Consider the following 15,470-nt stretch of genomic DNA (forward strand, 5'->3'; position numbering starts at 1 on the left):
CGGTGTTCGCCTCCGCGCGGTGTACCGTCCAGGGCAATGGCGACCATCGAGGAGTGCCGCAGCGCGCTCGACAGACTGGCCCGGAACCTCGCGGGCGCGGACGAGAGGCTCCGCGGCGCCGCGATGCTCGACCGCTCCCTGAGCTGCCACGTGACCGACCTGGACATCACCTTCGTGGGGCACCTGCGCGAAGGCCGGCTCATGGAGGTGCGGGCGGTCCCGGGCGTCCCCGAACGGCGGGCCGAGATCGGGCTGGAGATGTCCGGCGACGACCTCGTCGGCCTGGTCGACGGCCGGCTGAACTTCGCCCGGGCCTGGGCGAGCGGCCGCGTGAAGATCAGGGCCGGCCTGGTGGACGTCCTCAGGCTGCGCTCGATCCTGTGACCCCGGCCCCGGCGGCCACCACGGCTTCCGGCGCGGCCGCCTCCTTCCGACCCCGCCGCGCCTGCCGCGCGGCCGGTACGACGAGCGGCGTCCCGGTCTGCGGATCGTCGATGATCTGGCAGCTCAGCCCGAACACCTCGGCCACCAGCTCGGACGTGACGATGTCGTTGGGCGCGCCCTCCGCGACGACCTTCCCGCCGCGCATGGCGATCAGGTGGGTCGCGTAGCGGGCGGCGTGGTTGAGGTCGTGCAGGACGGCGACGAGCGTCCGGCCCTGCTCCTCGTGCAGCTCGGCGCAGAGGTCGAGGACCTCGATCTGGTGCTGGATGTCGAGGTAGGTGGTGGGCTCGTCGAGCAGCAGCAGCGGGGTCCGCTGGGCGAGGGCCATGGCGATCCAGACGCGCTGCCGCTGCCCGCCGGAGAGCTCGTCGACGTGCCGGTCGGCGAGTTCGGCGACCCGGGTGGCCTCCATCGACTCCTGGACGATCAGCTCGTCCTCGGGCGACCACTGCCGCAGCAGCCCCTGGTGCGGGTACCGGCCGCGGGCGACGAGGTCGGCGACGGTGATGCCGTCCGGCGCCACGGACGACTGCGGCAGCAGGCCGAGCGTCCGGGCCACCTTCTTGGCCGGGTACGAGCCGATGGCCTGCCCGTCCAGGAGCACGGACCCGGTCGTCGGCTTGAGCATCCGGGAGAGGGCGCGCAGCAGCGTGGACTTGCCGCAGGCGTTGGGGCCGACGATGACGGTGAAGGAGTTGTCGGGGATCGCGACGGAGAGGTCTTCCGCGATGACCCGCCGGTCGTAGGCGAGGGTGACGGATTCGGCCTGCAGTCGGCTCATGGTGTGGTCTCCTTGTCCGTACGTGATCGTGTGCGCCGTTTCGCGTGCCCGAGAGCCCGTCCCGGGAGCGCCGTTTGCGCGTCCCCGAGCGCCATAAGCCCGCCCGCGCGCGTCCCCTCGTGCCCACAGGACCCGGCGCCCCGGCGGTCCCGCCCCCGCGGGCCGGCCGCCGTCATCCCCGCCCCGCCCGGCGTTCCGTGTGGAGCAGCCACAGCAGGTAGCAGCCGCCGAGCATGCCGGTGAGGACGCCGACAGGCAGCCGGTCGGCGCCGAAGAGGTGCTGCGAGGCCCAGTCGGCGGTGACGAGCAGGGTCGCGCCGGTGCAGGCGGCGGCGGTGAGGCAGGGGCCCGGGGAGCCGGTGAGGCGGCGGGCGACCTGCGGGGCGGAGAGGGCGACGAAGGCGATGGGCCCGGCGGCGGCCGTGGCGGCGGCGGTCAGCAGCACGGCCGCGGTCAGCGACACCAGCCGCGTCCGCTCGACCCGCACCCCGAGCGCGTACGCCGTGTCGTCGCCCATCTCCAGCATGCGCAGGTCGCGGCCCTGGCTCAGGACGACGGGGACGAGGACGGCGCAGACCGTGAGCAGCGGCCACACCTGGTTCCAGTCGCGCCCGTTGAGGGAGCCGACCATCCAGGTGGTGGCCCGCGTCGCGTCGTTGAGGTCCGCCTGTGTCAGCAGGTACCCGATGACGGACGTGAGAATGGCGGTCATGGCGATGCCGATGAGCACGAACCGCTGCCCGTGCACGCCCTTTTGCCACGCGAGCAGGTAGATGGCCGCACCGGCGAGCAGCCCGCCGGCCAGCGCGCCGCCGGAGACGGCGGTGGGCGTGCCCTGGAACAGCACGATGACCGACAGCGCCCCGACGGTCGCCCCCTGCGCGATGCCGAGCACGTCCGGGCTGCCCAGCGGGTTGCGGGAGACGGACTGGAAGACCGCGCCGGCCAGCGCCAGCGCCGCGCCGACGAGCAGGGCGACCAGGACGCGGGGCAGCCGCAGGTCGTGGACGATGAACTCCTGCGCGGGCGTGCCGCCGCCGGTCAGCGTGCGGACGACCTCGCCGGGCGCCAGCGGGTAGTCGCCCGTGCCGATGAGGGCGACGGACGCGGCCAGCGCGGCGGCGGCCAGGAGCAGCACGGCGAGCACCGCGCGGGGCGCGACCCGCACGGACAGCCCGCCGGGGGTGCGGACGACGTTCATGGCCCTTCTCGCTTCTCCGGGGACGTCCCGGCGGCGGGCGCTCACAGCCCGGCCGTCCGTCGGCGCCGGATGAGGCGGATGAACAGCGGGCCGCCGACGAGCGCGGTGACGATGCCGACCTGGAGCTCGGAGGGGCGGGCGACGACGCGGCCCAGGATGTCCGTGCCGAGCAGCAGGGCGGGCGCGAGGAGCGCCGCGTAGGGCAGCACCCAGCGCAGGTCGGGCCCGGTGAACGAGCGGACCATGTGGGGCACCATCAGCCCGACGAAGACGATGGGTCCGCAGGCGGCCGTCGCCGCGCCGCACAGCAGGGTGACGGCGGCGAGACCGAGGACCCGGGTGACGGCGGGCCGGGTGCCGAGCGCCCGGGCCTGGTCGTCGCCGAGGGCCATGGCGTTGAGCGGCCGGGCCAGCGCGAGGGCGAGCGCGACGCCCGCGGTGATGAACGGCGCGACCTGCCCGACCAGCGTCGCGTTGGCGGACGCCAGCGAGCCGACGGTCCAGAACCGCATCCGGTCGAGCGCGGCCGAGTCGGTCAGTTCCACCGCGTACACATAGCCGTTGAGGACGGCGGTGACGGCGGTGCCCGCGAGCGCCAGCCGGACCGGCGTGGCGCTCCGGCTGCCGCCCAGCACATGGACGACGACGGAGACGACGGCCGCGCCGAGGAACGCGAACCACACATAGCCGGTGAGCGAGGTGACGCCGAGGAAGCTGATGCCGGACACGACGGCCGCGGCGGCCCCCGAGCTGATGCCGAACAGCCCCGGATCGGCGAGGGGGTTGCGGGTCAGCGCCTGCATGACGGCCCCCGCGAGACCGAGCGCGGCCCCGGTGAGGATGCCGAGGAGGGTGCGCGGGACCCGCAGGTCCCGGACGACGACGTCGGTCTCGCTCCCCGTGTAGTGGAAGAGTCCGTGCCAGACCTGGTCCAGGGGAACCTGTTTGGCGCCGACGGCGACCGACGCCATGGCGACGGCGAGCAGGAGGCCCGCGGCGACCGGCAGCCCGAGGGCGCGTACGGCGTTGCGGCGGGGCACTGCCTCGGGGGAGGTGCCCGGTGGTACGTGGGGTGAGACGACGTCCAACACGCGGTTAGGTTAGCCTACCCTCAACATCGCCATCGTCCCTGACCGAGAGAAGCACCAACCCCATGAGCACCACCCGCACCACCGTACTGTCCCGACGCGGCCTCCTCGCGGCCGGTGGCGCCCTCGGCCTGGGCGCCCTGCTCACGGCGTGCGGCAGCGGCGGCTCCTCCGGTTCCGGCTCGGACGACGGCGCGGGCAAGAGCGGCCCCTGGACCTTCAAGGACGACCGCGGCACCACGGTGAAGACGGGCAGCACCCCCAAGCGCATCGTCGCCTTCACCGGCACGGCCGCCGCCCTCCACGACTTCGGCGTCGAGTGCGTCGGCGTCTTCGGCCCGACCACCCTCAAGAACGGCAAGCCCGACCCGCAGGCCGGCGACCTCGACGTCGCCAAGCTGAAGGTCCTCGGCAACACCTGGGGCGAGTTCAGCGTGGAGAAGTACGCGAGCCTCAACCCCGACCTGCTGGTCACCAACATGTTCGAGCCCGGCGCCCTCTGGTACGTGCCCGACGACAGCAAGGACAAGATCCTCGGCCTGGCCCCCAGCGTCGGCCTCACCTCCGCCCGGGTCTCGATGCTCAAGCCCATCGAGCGCTACGCCGAACTCGCCGCCTCCCTCGGCGCCGACCTCAAGGCGAAGAAGGTCACCGACGCCAAGGCCCGCTTCGAGAAGGCCGCCGAAACCCTGCGCCGGACCGCCAAGTCCCACCGGATCAAGGTCATGGCCGCCTCCGGCAGCGCCGACCTCTTCTACGTCTCCAACCCGGCCGTCAACGCCGACCTGATGTACTTCCGCGAGCTCGGCGTGGACCTCGTCGTCCCCCAGAAGCTCGACAAGGGCGGCTACTTCGAGAGCCTCAGCTGGGAGAACGCCGACAAGTACGAGGCCGACCTGATCCTCCTGGACAGCCGCACCTCGGCCCTCCAGCCCAAGGACCTCTCCGCCAAGCCCACTTGGGCCAAGCTCCCCGCCGTCGAGGCCGGCCAGGTCAGCCCCTGGCTCAGCGAGCCCCGCTTCTCCTACGCGGGCTGCGCGCCGCTCCTGGAGAACCTCGCCGCCGCCATCGAGAAGGCCAAGAAGCTGTGACCGCCCCCGCCGTCCTCCCCTACCGCTTCTTCGACGTCCACGTCGTGCGCACCGAACGCATCGGCACCGCCCTCATCCGCGTGACGCTCGTCGGCGACCGCCTCGGCGAGGTGGTCACCGACGGCCGGGACCAACGCTTCAAGCTCTTCCTCCCCCACCCGGACCAGGACGCACCGGTCCTCCCGGAGCCCCTGGACGAGAACTGGTACGCCCACTGGCGAGCCCAGGACCCGTCCACCCGAGCGGTCATGCGCACCTACACCGTCCGCGCCCTCCGCCGGCTCCCGGACGGCACGACGGAACTGGACGTCGACTTCGTCCAGCACGGCGACGCGGCCCACAGCGGCCCGGCCTCCCTCTGGTCCCGCACGGCCCGCCCGGGCGACCGGGCGGCGATCCTCGCCCCCGTCGTCCACGACAACGGCGGCGCCGACTACCGACCGCCGCCCGGCACCGACTGGACCCTCATCACGGCCGACGAGTCCGCCCTCCCGGCGGTGGCGGGCATCCTCGCCTGGCTGCCCCCGGGCATGCCGGCCCGCGTCTGGATCGAGATCCCGCACCCGGACGACATCCAGCCCCTCCCGACGGCCGCGAACGCCGACATCACCTGGCTGATCCGCGACCAGGACCCCATGCTCACCGACGCCGTCCGGACGGCCGCCTTCCCCGAGGGCACCCCCTACACCTGGCTGGCCGGCGAAGCGGGCACCATCCGCACCCTCCGCCGCCACCTGGTCAACGACCGCGGCCTCGACCGCAAGACGATCACGTTCACGGGCTACTGGCGCAAGGGCAAGACGGAGGAACAACTCCTGGAAGAGCTGAGCTGACCCCACACCCCCTCCAGCCCGGCGCTTGAGGACAGCGCGCGGAGCACTCCCCACCCACCCCCGCCCCCTCCAGCCCGTCCGGCGCTTGAGGACAGCGCGCGCAGCGTGCTGCGGGGGTGCGGGGGCGTAGCCCCGGCAAGAAACGGAGAAAGGGCGGGTCTGGGGCACCCCCTACCAGCCCAAGCGCCCGAGCGCCTCCCCCGCATCCGCACCACATACCCCATCGCCGGCAGCACTCCACGCCACCCCGCACAACGCCCGCAACCCGTCAATCCGCTCCCCGTCCCCCTCGAGGACAAGAAGCCCATCCCGCAGGGAAGCGGTCCACCCGCCGCACCGGAAACCACCGTCTCCCTCGGAGACGGGAGGCTGCGCCTCCAACAACCCCCGCAAATCCTCGGCGACATAAGTCGCCCGATGCTCCGGCCGAGCAGCCAGCACCTCAGCCGCCGTGGTCACCCCGGTAAGCACCAGCAACGAGTCGACACCCCCCGCGAACGCCCCCTCGATATCCGTATCGAGCCGGTCCCCCACGACGAGCGGCCGCTCAGCCCCCGTCCGCAGCACGGTCTCCCGATGCATAGGAGGCAGCGGCTTCCCCGCAACCTGCGGCGCCCGCCCAGTAGCGATCTTCACGACCTCCACGGCGGCACCGTTCCCCGGCGCGATCCCCCGCCCGCTCGGAATCGTCAGATCCGTATTGGACGCGAACCACGGCAACCCGCGCGCCACCGCATACGAAGCCTCCATCAGCCGGGACCAGGGCATATCCGGCCCCCCGTACCCCTGAGCGACGGCGGCCGGATCGTCATCCACGGAATCCACGGGCACCAGCCCGCGCTCCCGCAACGCCACCCGCAACCCCTCCGCACCGATCACGAGCACCCGCGACCCGGCCGGCAGCTGCTCCGCTATCAGCCGGGACACCGCCTGCGCGGAGTTGATGACGTCTCCTGGTTCGGCCGGGATCCCCAGCTCGGTCAGGTGCGCCGCCACCACGTCGGGCGTCCGGGCCGCATTGTTCGTCACGTACGCCAGGTGCATCCCCTCCTTCCGCGCCGTCTCCAGCGACGCGACGGCGTGCGGGATGGCCTCTCCCCCGGCGTACACCACGCCGTCGAGATCCAGCAGGGCGGTGTCGTAAGCCTCGCTCAGCCGGCGCTCGCTGCCGCCGGGCCGGGTCCGGACGCTCTCGTTCATACGGAGTTCGCTCCTTGTGCTGTTCGTCTCTGTCTCGATCATTGCTCATCCGGCCAGGGGACATAACATTTACTGATGAGCAATCCGGATCCTGCCGGGCACGGCCTCCGACTCGCCCCCTTCCGAGGTCTGCGCTATGTCCCGGAACGGGTGGGCAGCCTCGCGGCCGTGACCTCGCCACCGTACGACGTCGTCGTCCGGCCCGACGGGCTGCGCCACCTGGAGACCGCCGATCCGCACAACATCGTCCGGTTGATCCTCCCGCAGGCCGCCACCGCCGCCGACCGGCACCGCCGGGCCGCCGACACCCTGCGCCGCTGGCAGGAGGAACGCATCCTGGCCCCGGACCCGGAACCCGCGCTCTACGTGTACGAGCAACAGGGCGACGGCATACTCCAGCGCGGCCTCATCGGCGCCCTGCGCCTCACGCCCCGCGAGGAGAAGATCGTCCTCCCCCACGAGGACGTCATGCCGCACATCGTCGAGGACCGCGCCGCCCTGATGCGCGACACGGGCGCCAACCTGGAGCCGCTGCTCTTCGCCTACCGGGGCGACGGCACGGCGACCGGCGCGGCGGCCGTCATCGAACGCGTCACGGGCACCACCCCCCTCCTCTCCACCACCACCGACGACGGTTTCGCCCACCGCCTCTGGTCCGTCACGGACCCCGACGACCTGACCCGCATCGGCGACGACCTCTCCCGCCGCCAGGCCCTGATCGCCGACGGCCACCACCGCTGGGCCACCTACCTGCGGCTCCGCGCCGAACAGCCGGCGCCGGGCCCCTGGGACTTCGGCCTCGTCCTCCTCGTGGACACCGCCCGCTACCCGCTGCGTGTCAGGGCCATCCACCGCCTCCTGCACCGCCTGCCGCTCGCGGACGCGCTGACCGCCGTTTCCGGCGCCTTCCGCGTCCGCACCCTGGACACCCCGCTGCCGGCGGCCCTGGAGGCCCTGGCGGAGGCGTCGGCAGCCGACGAGCACGGCAACGCCTTCCTGCTGGCCGGCGACGGCCGCTTCCACCTCCTGGACCGCCCGGACCCGGACCTGCTGGCCCGTACGGTCCCGTCCGGCCGCCCCCGGGCCTGGCGCGAGCTCGACGCCACGGTCCTGCACTCGGTGCTGCTGGAACACGTGTGGCGGGTGAGCGACGACCCGGAGCACATCGGCTACATCCACGACACGGCGGCGGCCGTCGCCCAGGCAGAGCGGCACGGCGGCACGGCCGTGCTGATGCACCCGGTCCGCGAGGAGGTGGTCCGCGAACTCGCGGCCCAGGGCGTGACGATGCCGCGCAAGTCGACCTCCTTCGGCCCGAAGCCGGCCACGGGCCTGGTCCTGCGCAGCCTCACCCTGGACTGACCGGACCGGCGCCGAACGGAGAACGGCGGTGGGGCGGGACCCTCACGGATCCCGCCCCACCGCCGTTCAGTCAGGGAACTCAGCGCCTCAGCGCGCGTCGCCGCCCTCGACGGGCTTCTCGCCGTCCTTCTCGTCGGCGGCCTCGGCCGCCTCTTCCTTCGCCTCGTCCTCCTTCGCCTCGTCGGCGTCCTCGATCACCGCGTCCTCGGCGTCCTTGACGTCCTCCGCCTCCTCGACGTCCGCCAGGACGTCGGTGAACTCGACACCGTCGAGCTCGGCGAGCCGGTCGGAGGCGTTGGTGGTACCGCCCTGGTCGGCCTCCAGGGCCTTGGCGAACCACTCGCGGGCCTCGGCCTCCCGCCCGACGTCGAGCAGCGCGTCGGCGTAGGCGTACCGCAGCCGGGCCGTCCAGGGCTGGACGGAGTTCGACGCCAGCTCGGGGCTCTGCAGCGTGACGACGGCGGCCTCGGCCTGCCCCATGTCCTTACGCGCACCGGCGGCCACCAGGCGCATCTCCACCTGGCCGGCCTTGTCGAGCTTCTGCACCTCGGGCTCGCCGGCCATGGCCAGCGCCCGCTCCGGACGGCCCATGCCGCGCTCGCAGTCCGCCATGACGGGCCACAGCTCGACGGAACCGGTCATCCGGCGGGCGGCACGGAACTCGGCCAGCGCCTCGGAGTACCGGGCGGTCGCGTACGACGCGAAACCGGCGGCCTCACGGACGGCGGCGACGCGCGAGGCGAGCCGCAGGGCCACCCGCGAGTAGCCGTACGCCTGCTCCGCGTCCTCGTCCAGCAGCTTGGCGACCATGACGAGGTTGCGGGCGACGTCCTCGGCGAGCGTCTTCGGCAGGCTCATGAGCTCCTGCCGCACGTCCGCGTCGATCTCCTCGCCGGTCACGTCGTCCGGGATGGGCAGCCGCTTCACCGGCTCCCTCTCGACGCGGTCCCGGTCCCGGTCGTCCCGGCGGCCGTAGCCACCGCGCGAGCGGTCGTCCCGGCCGCGGTAGCCACCACCCTGCCGGTCCCGGTCCCGGTCGTCCCGACGCCCGTAGCCGCCACCGGAAGGCCGGCCGCCACGGTCGTCACGCCGGAACCCGCCACGGTCGCGGTCGTCACGGCGGTCATCGCGCCGGAAGCCACCCCGGTCGTCGTCCCGACGCGGGCCACGCTCGTCACGCCGCTCGTCACGACGGAAGGAGGGCCGGTCGTCCCGCCGGAAGCCACCGCGGTCGTCGTCCCGACGCGGGCCACGGTCATCACGCCGCTCGTCACGACGGAACGGGGGACGCTCGTCGCGACGGAACCCACCGCGGTCGTCGTCGCGCCGCGGGCCACGGTCGTCACGGCGGTCATCACGCCGGAAGGACGGCCGGTCATCACGCCGGAACGAGGAACGCTCGTCATCCCGACGCGGACCGCGGTCGTCACGACGGTAGGACGGCCGATCGGCGTCACGGCGCTCGTCACGCCGGAACCCACCGCGCTCGTCGTCGCGCCGCGGGCCACGGTCGTCACGGCGGTCATCACGCCGGAAGGACGGCCGGTCATCACGCCGGAACGAGGAACGCTCGTCATCCCGACGCGGACCGCGGTCATCGCGACGGTCGTCACGGCGGTACGACGGCCGGTCAGCGTCACGACGCTCGTCACGCCGGAACCCACCGCGCTCGTCATCGCGACGCCCGTAACCGCCGCCACCAAAGGACCGGCCACCCCGGTCATCACGGCGGTCGTCACGGCGGTCATCGCGTCGGAAGCCACCACGGTCGTCATCGCGACGGGGGCCACGGTCGTCCCGCCGGTCATCACGCCGGAACGGGGGACGCTCGTCGCGACGGAACCCACCACGGTCGTCGTCCCGACGCGGACCACGCTCATCACGCCGGTCATCACGACGGTAACCGCCGCGGTCGTCATCGCGACGGCCGTAGCCGCCACCGGAAGGCCGGCCGCCACGGTCGTCGCGGCCACCGCGGTAGCCGCCGCGGTCGTCGTCACGTCGGCCGTAGCCGCCGCCGGAGGGACGACCGCCACGGTCGTCACGGCGGAAGCCGCCCCGCGGCCCGCCGTGGCGGTCGCCGCCCGAACGGTCGTCGGGAGAGTTGGTGGACATCGACGTGACTCCTGTCTTGAGGTACCGCAGTCATTCTCGCGCAGCCGGCGTGCGGACGCGCTTCGACAAAAACGCTGCACTTGAATAAAAAGCAAAAGGACCCTTGGTCCCAGCGTGAACGCTGGGACCAAGGGTCCTTGAAATATTGTTCGGCGGCGTCCTACTCTCCCACACGGTCCCCCATGCAGTACCATCGGCGCTGAAAGGCTTAGCTTCCGGGTTCGGAATGTAACCGGGCGTTTCCCTAACGCTATGACCACCGAAACCCTATCGGTTTCGAGCGAACAAGCACACTTTTCAATTAAGTGGTTCTGCTCTTACCGGCAACTGTTCGTTGCCTCAGAACTTACACAGTGGACGCGAGCAACTGAGGACAAGCCCTCGGCCTATTAGTACCAGTCAGCTCCAACCGTTACCGGTCTTCCACACCTGGCCTATCAACCCAGTCGTCTACTGGGAGCCTTACCCCATCAAGTGGGTGGGAGTCCTCATCTCGAAGCAGGCTTCCCGCTTAGATGCTTTCAGCGGTTATCCCTCCCGAACGTAGCCAACCAGCCATGCCCTTGGCAGAACAACTGGCACACCAGAGGTTCGTCCGTCCCGGTCCTCTCGTACTAGGGACAGCCCTTCTCAAGACTCCTACGCGCACAGCGGATAGGGACCGAACTGTCTCACGACGTTCTAAACCCAGCTCGCGTACCGCTTTAATGGGCGAACAGCCCAACCCTTGGGACCGACTCCAGCCCCAGGATGCGACGAGCCGACATCGAGGTGCCAAACCATCCCGTCGATATGGACTCTTGGGGAAGATCAGCCTGTTATCCCCGGGGTACCTTTTATCCGTTGAGCGACGGCGCTTCCACAAGCCACCGCCGGATCACTAGTCCCGACTTTCGTCCCTGCTCGACCCGTCGGTCTCACAGTCAAGCTCCCTTGTGCACTTACACTCAACACCTGATTGCCAACCAGGCTGAGGGAACCTTTGGGCGCCTCCGTTACCCTTTAGGAGGCAACCGCCCCAGTTAAACTACCCACCAGACACTGTCCCTGATCCGGATCACGGACCCAGGTTAGACATCCAGCACGACCAGAGTGGTATTTCAACGACGACTCCACACACACTGGCGTGCATGCTTCACAGTCTCCCACCTATCCTACACAAGCCGAACCGAACACCAATATCAAGCTATAGTAAAGGTCCCGGGGTCTTTCCGTCCTGCTGCGCGAAACGAGCATCTTTACTCGTAGTGCAATTTCACCGGGCCTATGGTTGAGACAGTCGAGAAGTCGTTACGCCATTCGTGCAGGTCGGAACTTACCCGACAAGGAATTTCGCTACCTTAGGATGGTTATAGTTACCACCGCCGTTTACTGGCGCTTAAGTTCTCAGCTTCGCCTGGACGAATCCAAGCTAACCGGTCCCCTTAACGTTCCAGCACCGGGCAGGCGTCAGTCCGTATACATCGCCTTACGGCTTCGCACGGACCTGTGTTTTTAGTAAACAGTCGCTTCTCGCTGGTCTCTGCGGCCACACCCAGCTCAAGGAGTAAATCCCATCACCGGACATGGCCCCCCTTCTCCCGAAGTTACGGGGGCATTTTGCCGAGTTCCTTAACCATAGTTCACCCGAACGCCTCGGTATTCTCTACCTGACCACCTGAGTCGGTTTAGGGTACGGGCCGCCATGAAACTCGCTAGAGGCTTTTCTCGACAGCATAGGATCATCCACTTCACCACAATCGGCTCGGCATCAGGTCTCAGCCTTAACGTGTGACGGATTTGCCTACCACACGGCCTACACCCTTACCCCGGGACAACCACCGCCCGGGCTGGACTACCTTCCTGCGTCACCCCATCGCTTACCTACTACAAGTCTGGATCGTCGGCTCCACCACTTTCCATTCCCCGAAGGGTCCGGAACGGCTTCACGGACTTAGCATCGCCTGATTCGATATTGGGCGTTTCAAAGCGGGTACCGGAATATCAACCGGTTGTCCATCGACTACGCCTGTCGGCCTCGCCTTAGGTCCCGACTTACCCTGGGCAGATCAGCTTGACCCAGGAACCCTTAGTCAATCGGCGCACACGTTTCCCACGTGTGTATCGCTACTCATGCCTGCATTCTCACTCGTGAACCGTCCACAACTCGCTTCCGCGGCTGCTTCACCCGGCACACGACGCTCCCCTACCCATCACAACAGGCGTTAGCCCTCATGCTGCAATGACACGACTTCGGCGGTACGCTTGAGCCCCGCTACATTGTCGGCGCGGAATCACTTGACCAGTGAGCTATTACGCACTCTTTCAAGGGTGGCTGCTTCTAAGCCAACCTCCTGGTTGTCTCTGCGACTCCACATCCTTTCCCACTTAGCGTACGCTTAGGGGCCTTAGTCGATGCTCTGGGCTGTTTCCCTCTCGACCATGGAGCTTATCCCCCACAGTCTCACTGCCGCGCTCTCACTTACCGGCATTCGGAGTTTGGCTAAGGTCAGTAACCCGGTAGGGCCCATCGCCTATCCAGTGCTCTACCTCCGGCAAGAAACACACGACGCTGCACCTAAATGCATTTCGGGGAGAACCAGCTATCACGGAGTTTGATTGGCCTTTCACCCCTAACCACAGGTCATCCCCCAGGTTTTCAACCCTGGTGGGTTCGGTCCTCCACGAAGTCTTACCTCCGCTTCAACCTGCCCATGGCTAGATCACTCCGCTTCGGGTCTTGGGCGCGCTACTAAAATCGCCCTATTCGGACTCGCTTTCGCTACGGCTTCCCCACACGGGTTAACCTCGCAACACACCGCAAACTCGCAGGCTCATTCTTCAAAAGGCACGCAGTCACGACATGACAGGCAAGCCTGCCATGCGACGCTCCCACGGCTTGTAGGCACACGGTTTCAGGTACTATTTCACTCCGCTCCCGCGGTACTTTTCACCATTCCCTCACGGTACTATCCGCTATCGGTCACCAGGGAATATTTAGGCTTAGCGGGTGGTCCCGCCAGATTCACACGGGATTTCTCGGGCCCCGTGCTACTTGGGTGTCTCTCAAACGAGCCGCAATGATTTCAGCTACGGGGGTCTTACCCTCTACGCCGGACCTTTCGCATGTCCTTCGCCTATCACTACGGTTTCTGACTCGTCCCGTCGCCGGCAGACGACAGAAGAGAGATCCCACAACCCCGCATGCGCAACCCCTGCCGGGTATCACACGCAAACGGTTTGGCCTCATCCGGTTTCGCTCGCCACTACTCCCGGAATCACGGTTGTTTTCTCTTCCTGCGGGTACTGAGATGTTTCACTTCCCCGCGTTCCCTCCACACTGCCTATGTGTTCAGCAGCGGGTGACAGCCCATGACGACTGCCGGGTTTCCCCATTCGGACACCCCCGGATCACAGCTCGGTTGACAGCTCCCCGGGGCCTATCGCGGCCTCCCACGTCCTTCATCGGTTCCTGGTGCCAAGGCATCCACCGTGCGCCCTTAAAAACTTGGCCACAGATGCTCGCGTCCACTGTGCAGTTCTCAAACAACGACCAGCCACCCGTCACAACCCACCAACAGGCGGACCTTTACCGGGGCCGGCAGAAGGCAACAAGCTCACGCTCGCACCCTCAGACACCCAACAGCGTGCCCGACCCGACCAGCTCACGATCACGTTCCACGCCGAAGCAGTACTAGCGATCCCTCACCGATCGTGCCGAATAGTCAACGTTCCACCCATGAGCAACCGTGCAGAACGTTTGTCTGCAGTCGGCTATGTGCTCCTTAGAAAGGAGGTGATCCAGCCGCACCTTCCGGTACGGCTACCTTGTTACGACTTCGTCCCAATCGCCAGTCCCACCTTCGACGGCTCCCTCCACAAGGGTTGGGCCACCGGCTTCGGGTGTTACCGACTTTCGTGACGTGACGGGCGGTGTGTACAAGGCCCGGGAACGTATTCACCGCAGCAATGCTGATCTGCGATTACTAGCAACTCCAACTTCATGGGGTCGAGTTGCAGACCCCAATCCGAACTGAGACCGGCTTTTTGAGATTCGCTCCACCTCGCGGTATCGCAGCTCATTGTACCGGCCATTGTAGCACGTGTGCAGCCCAAGACATAAGGGGCATGATGACTTGACGTCGTCCCCACCTTCCTCCGAGTTGACCCCGGCAGTCTCCTGTGAGTCCCCATCACCCCGAAAGGCATGCTGGCAACACAGAACAAGGGTTGCGCTCGTTGCGGGACTTAACCCAACATCTCACGACACGAGCTGACGACAGCCATGCACCACCTGTACACCGACCACAAGGGGGCACCCATCTCTGGATGTTTCCGGTGTATGTCAAGCCTTGGTAAGGTTCTTCGCGTTGCGTCGAATTAAGCCACATGCTCCGCTGCTTGTGCGGGCCCCCGTCAATTCCTTTGAGTTTTAGCCTTGCGGCCGTACTCCCCAGGCGGGGAACTTAATGCGTTAGCTGCGGCACGGACGACGTGGAATGTCGCCCACACCTAGTTCCCAACGTTTACGGCGTGGACTACCAGGGTATCTAATCCTGTTCGCTCCCCACGCTTTCGCTCCTCAGCGTCAGTATCGGCCCAGAGATCCGCCTTCGCCACCGGTGTTCCTCCTGATATCTGCGCATTTCACCGCTACACCAGGAATTCCGATCTCCCCTACCGAACTCTAGCCTGCCCGTATCGAATGCAGACCCGGGGTTAAGCCCCGGGCTTTCACATCCGACGCGACAAGCCGCCTACGAGCTCTTTACGCCCAATAATTCCGGACAACGCTTGCGCCCTACGTATTACCGCGGCTGCTGGCACGTAGTTAGCCGGCGCTTCTTCTGCAGGTACCGTCACTTTCGCTTCTTCCCTGCTGAAAGAGGTTTACAACCCGAAGGCCGTCATCCCTCACGCGGCGTCGCTGCATCAGGCTTTCGCCCATTGTGCAATATTCCCCACTGCTGCCTCCCGTAGGAGTCTGGGCCGTGTCTCAGTCCCAGTGTGGCCGGTCGCCCTCTCAGGCCGGCTACCCGTCGTCGCCTTGGTAGGCCATCACCCCACCAACAAGCTGATAGGCCGCGGGCTCATCCTGCACCGCCGGAGCTTTCCACCACCGAGCATGCGCTCAGCAGTCGTATCCGGTATTAGACCCCGTTTCCAGGGCTTGTCCCAGAGTGCAGGGCAGATTGCCCACGTGTTACTCACCCGTTCGCCACTAATCCCCTCCCGAAGGAGGTTCATCGTTCGACTTGCATGTGTTAAGCACGCCGCCAGCGTTCGTCCTGAGCCAGGATCAAACTCTCCGTGAATGTTTCCCCGTAATCGGGGCGACACCACGAGAGCGGAACGACCAGGCGGAATAGGCCCGGT

At 67.8% G+C, this 15,470-nt stretch carries 10 protein-coding genes and 3 rRNA genes; 4 read left to right on the plus strand and 9 right to left on the minus strand.

Features of this window, described 5'->3' with window-relative positions; all coding sequences use genetic code 11:
- Positions 1-36 precede the first annotated feature (36 nt).
- On the plus strand, positions 37-384 hold the full coding sequence (locus J7W19_RS06770; protein ID WP_004952758.1) for a hypothetical protein: 348 nt from the start codon (positions 37-39) through the stop codon (positions 382-384).
- Here the strand turns inward: J7W19_RS06770 and J7W19_RS06775 are convergent.
- The 3 genes from J7W19_RS06775 to J7W19_RS06785 all read right to left on the minus strand — a co-directional run bounded on the left by J7W19_RS06775 (position 362) and on the right by J7W19_RS06785 (position 3,514).
- Positions 362-1,225, minus strand: coding sequence for an ABC transporter ATP-binding protein (locus J7W19_RS06775; protein WP_004952756.1), 864 nt, complete (start codon positions 1,223-1,225; stop codon positions 362-364). The two genes, J7W19_RS06770 and J7W19_RS06775, sit on opposite strands and share 23 nt — an antisense overlap.
- Positions 1,226-1,397: 172 nt before the next feature.
- A complete protein-coding gene (locus J7W19_RS06780) occupies positions 1,398-2,426 on the minus strand; it encodes a FecCD family ABC transporter permease (protein ID WP_004952754.1) in 1,029 nt (342 codons plus the stop codon).
- 41 nt (positions 2,427-2,467) lie between these two features.
- Positions 2,468-3,514, minus strand: coding sequence for a FecCD family ABC transporter permease (locus J7W19_RS06785; protein WP_040892150.1), 1,047 nt, complete (start codon positions 3,512-3,514; stop codon positions 2,468-2,470).
- A gap of 65 nt (positions 3,515-3,579) precedes the next feature.
- Here J7W19_RS06785 and J7W19_RS06790 point away from each other — a divergent pair, with 65 nt between their 5' ends.
- Positions 3,580-4,605, plus strand: coding sequence for an ABC transporter substrate-binding protein (locus J7W19_RS06790; RefSeq protein WP_004952748.1), 1,026 nt, complete (start codon positions 3,580-3,582; stop codon positions 4,603-4,605).
- The gene (locus J7W19_RS06795) at positions 4,602-5,438 is read left to right on the plus strand and encodes a siderophore-interacting protein (protein WP_004952745.1); all 837 of its coding nucleotides are present in this window, start codon (positions 4,602-4,604) and stop codon (positions 5,436-5,438) included. The genes J7W19_RS06790 and J7W19_RS06795 overlap by 4 nt, the downstream gene beginning before the upstream one ends.
- A 171-nt stretch (positions 5,439-5,609) precedes the next feature.
- On the opposite strand, the gene J7W19_RS06800 is transcribed toward J7W19_RS06795, so the two are convergent.
- Complete coding sequence (locus tag J7W19_RS06800) at positions 5,610-6,638, minus strand: HAD-IIA family hydrolase (protein ID WP_004952742.1); 1,029 nt, start codon at positions 6,636-6,638, stop codon at positions 5,610-5,612.
- A gap of 75 nt (positions 6,639-6,713) precedes the next feature.
- Here J7W19_RS06800 and J7W19_RS06805 point away from each other — a divergent pair, with 75 nt between their 5' ends.
- Positions 6,714-8,000, plus strand: coding sequence for a DUF1015 family protein (locus J7W19_RS06805; RefSeq protein WP_040892148.1), 1,287 nt, complete (start codon positions 6,714-6,716; stop codon positions 7,998-8,000).
- Between the two features lie 87 nt (positions 8,001-8,087).
- Here J7W19_RS06805 and J7W19_RS06810 read toward each other — a convergent pair whose 3' ends face one another.
- The 5 genes from J7W19_RS06810 to J7W19_RS06830 form a co-directional block, all read right to left on the minus strand.
- Positions 8,088-8,873 (minus strand): tetratricopeptide repeat protein, encoded by a 786-nt coding sequence (locus tag J7W19_RS06810; RefSeq protein ID WP_201768261.1) that lies wholly within the window; start codon positions 8,871-8,873, stop codon positions 8,088-8,090.
- A gap of 50 nt (positions 8,874-8,923) precedes the next feature.
- Positions 8,924-10,246 (minus strand): hypothetical protein, encoded by a 1,323-nt coding sequence (locus tag J7W19_RS06815; protein WP_210455303.1) that lies wholly within the window; start codon positions 10,244-10,246, stop codon positions 8,924-8,926.
- A 16-nt stretch (positions 10,247-10,262) separates the two neighbouring features.
- Positions 10,263-10,379, minus strand: a 5S ribosomal RNA gene (rrf, locus tag J7W19_RS06820).
- A gap of 105 nt (positions 10,380-10,484) precedes the next feature.
- Positions 10,485-13,608, minus strand: a 23S ribosomal RNA gene (locus J7W19_RS06825).
- A 275-nt stretch (positions 13,609-13,883) separates the two neighbouring features.
- Positions 13,884-15,409 (minus strand): 16S ribosomal RNA (locus J7W19_RS06830).
- The 16S, 23S and 5S rRNA genes sit together here, the layout of an rRNA operon.
- Between the last annotated feature and the right edge of the window lie 61 nt (positions 15,410-15,470).

It is taken from the genome of Streptomyces mobaraensis NBRC 13819 = DSM 40847 (genome assembly GCF_017916255.1).
GTDB classification, from domain to species: Bacteria; Actinomycetota; Actinomycetes; order Streptomycetales; family Streptomycetaceae; genus Streptomyces; species Streptomyces mobaraensis.

Coding starts and splice junctions, on each gene's coding strand:
- J7W19_RS06770 (WP_004952758.1), top strand. CDS start 37: ATGGCGACCATCGAGGAGTGCCGCAGCGCGCTCGACAGACTGGCCCGG.
- J7W19_RS06775 (WP_004952756.1), bottom strand. CDS start 1,225: ATGAGCCGACTGCAGGCCGAATCCGTCACCCTCGCCTACGACCGGCGG.
- J7W19_RS06780 (WP_004952754.1), bottom strand. CDS start 2,426: ATGAACGTCGTCCGCACCCCCGGCGGGCTGTCCGTGCGGGTCGCGCCC.
- J7W19_RS06790 (WP_004952748.1), top strand. CDS start 3,580: ATGAGCACCACCCGCACCACCGTACTGTCCCGACGCGGCCTCCTCGCG.
- J7W19_RS06800 (WP_004952742.1), bottom strand. CDS start 6,638: ATGAACGAGAGCGTCCGGACCCGGCCCGGCGGCAGCGAGCGCCGGCTG.
- J7W19_RS06805 (WP_040892148.1), top strand. CDS start 6,714: ATGAGCAATCCGGATCCTGCCGGGCACGGCCTCCGACTCGCCCCCTTC.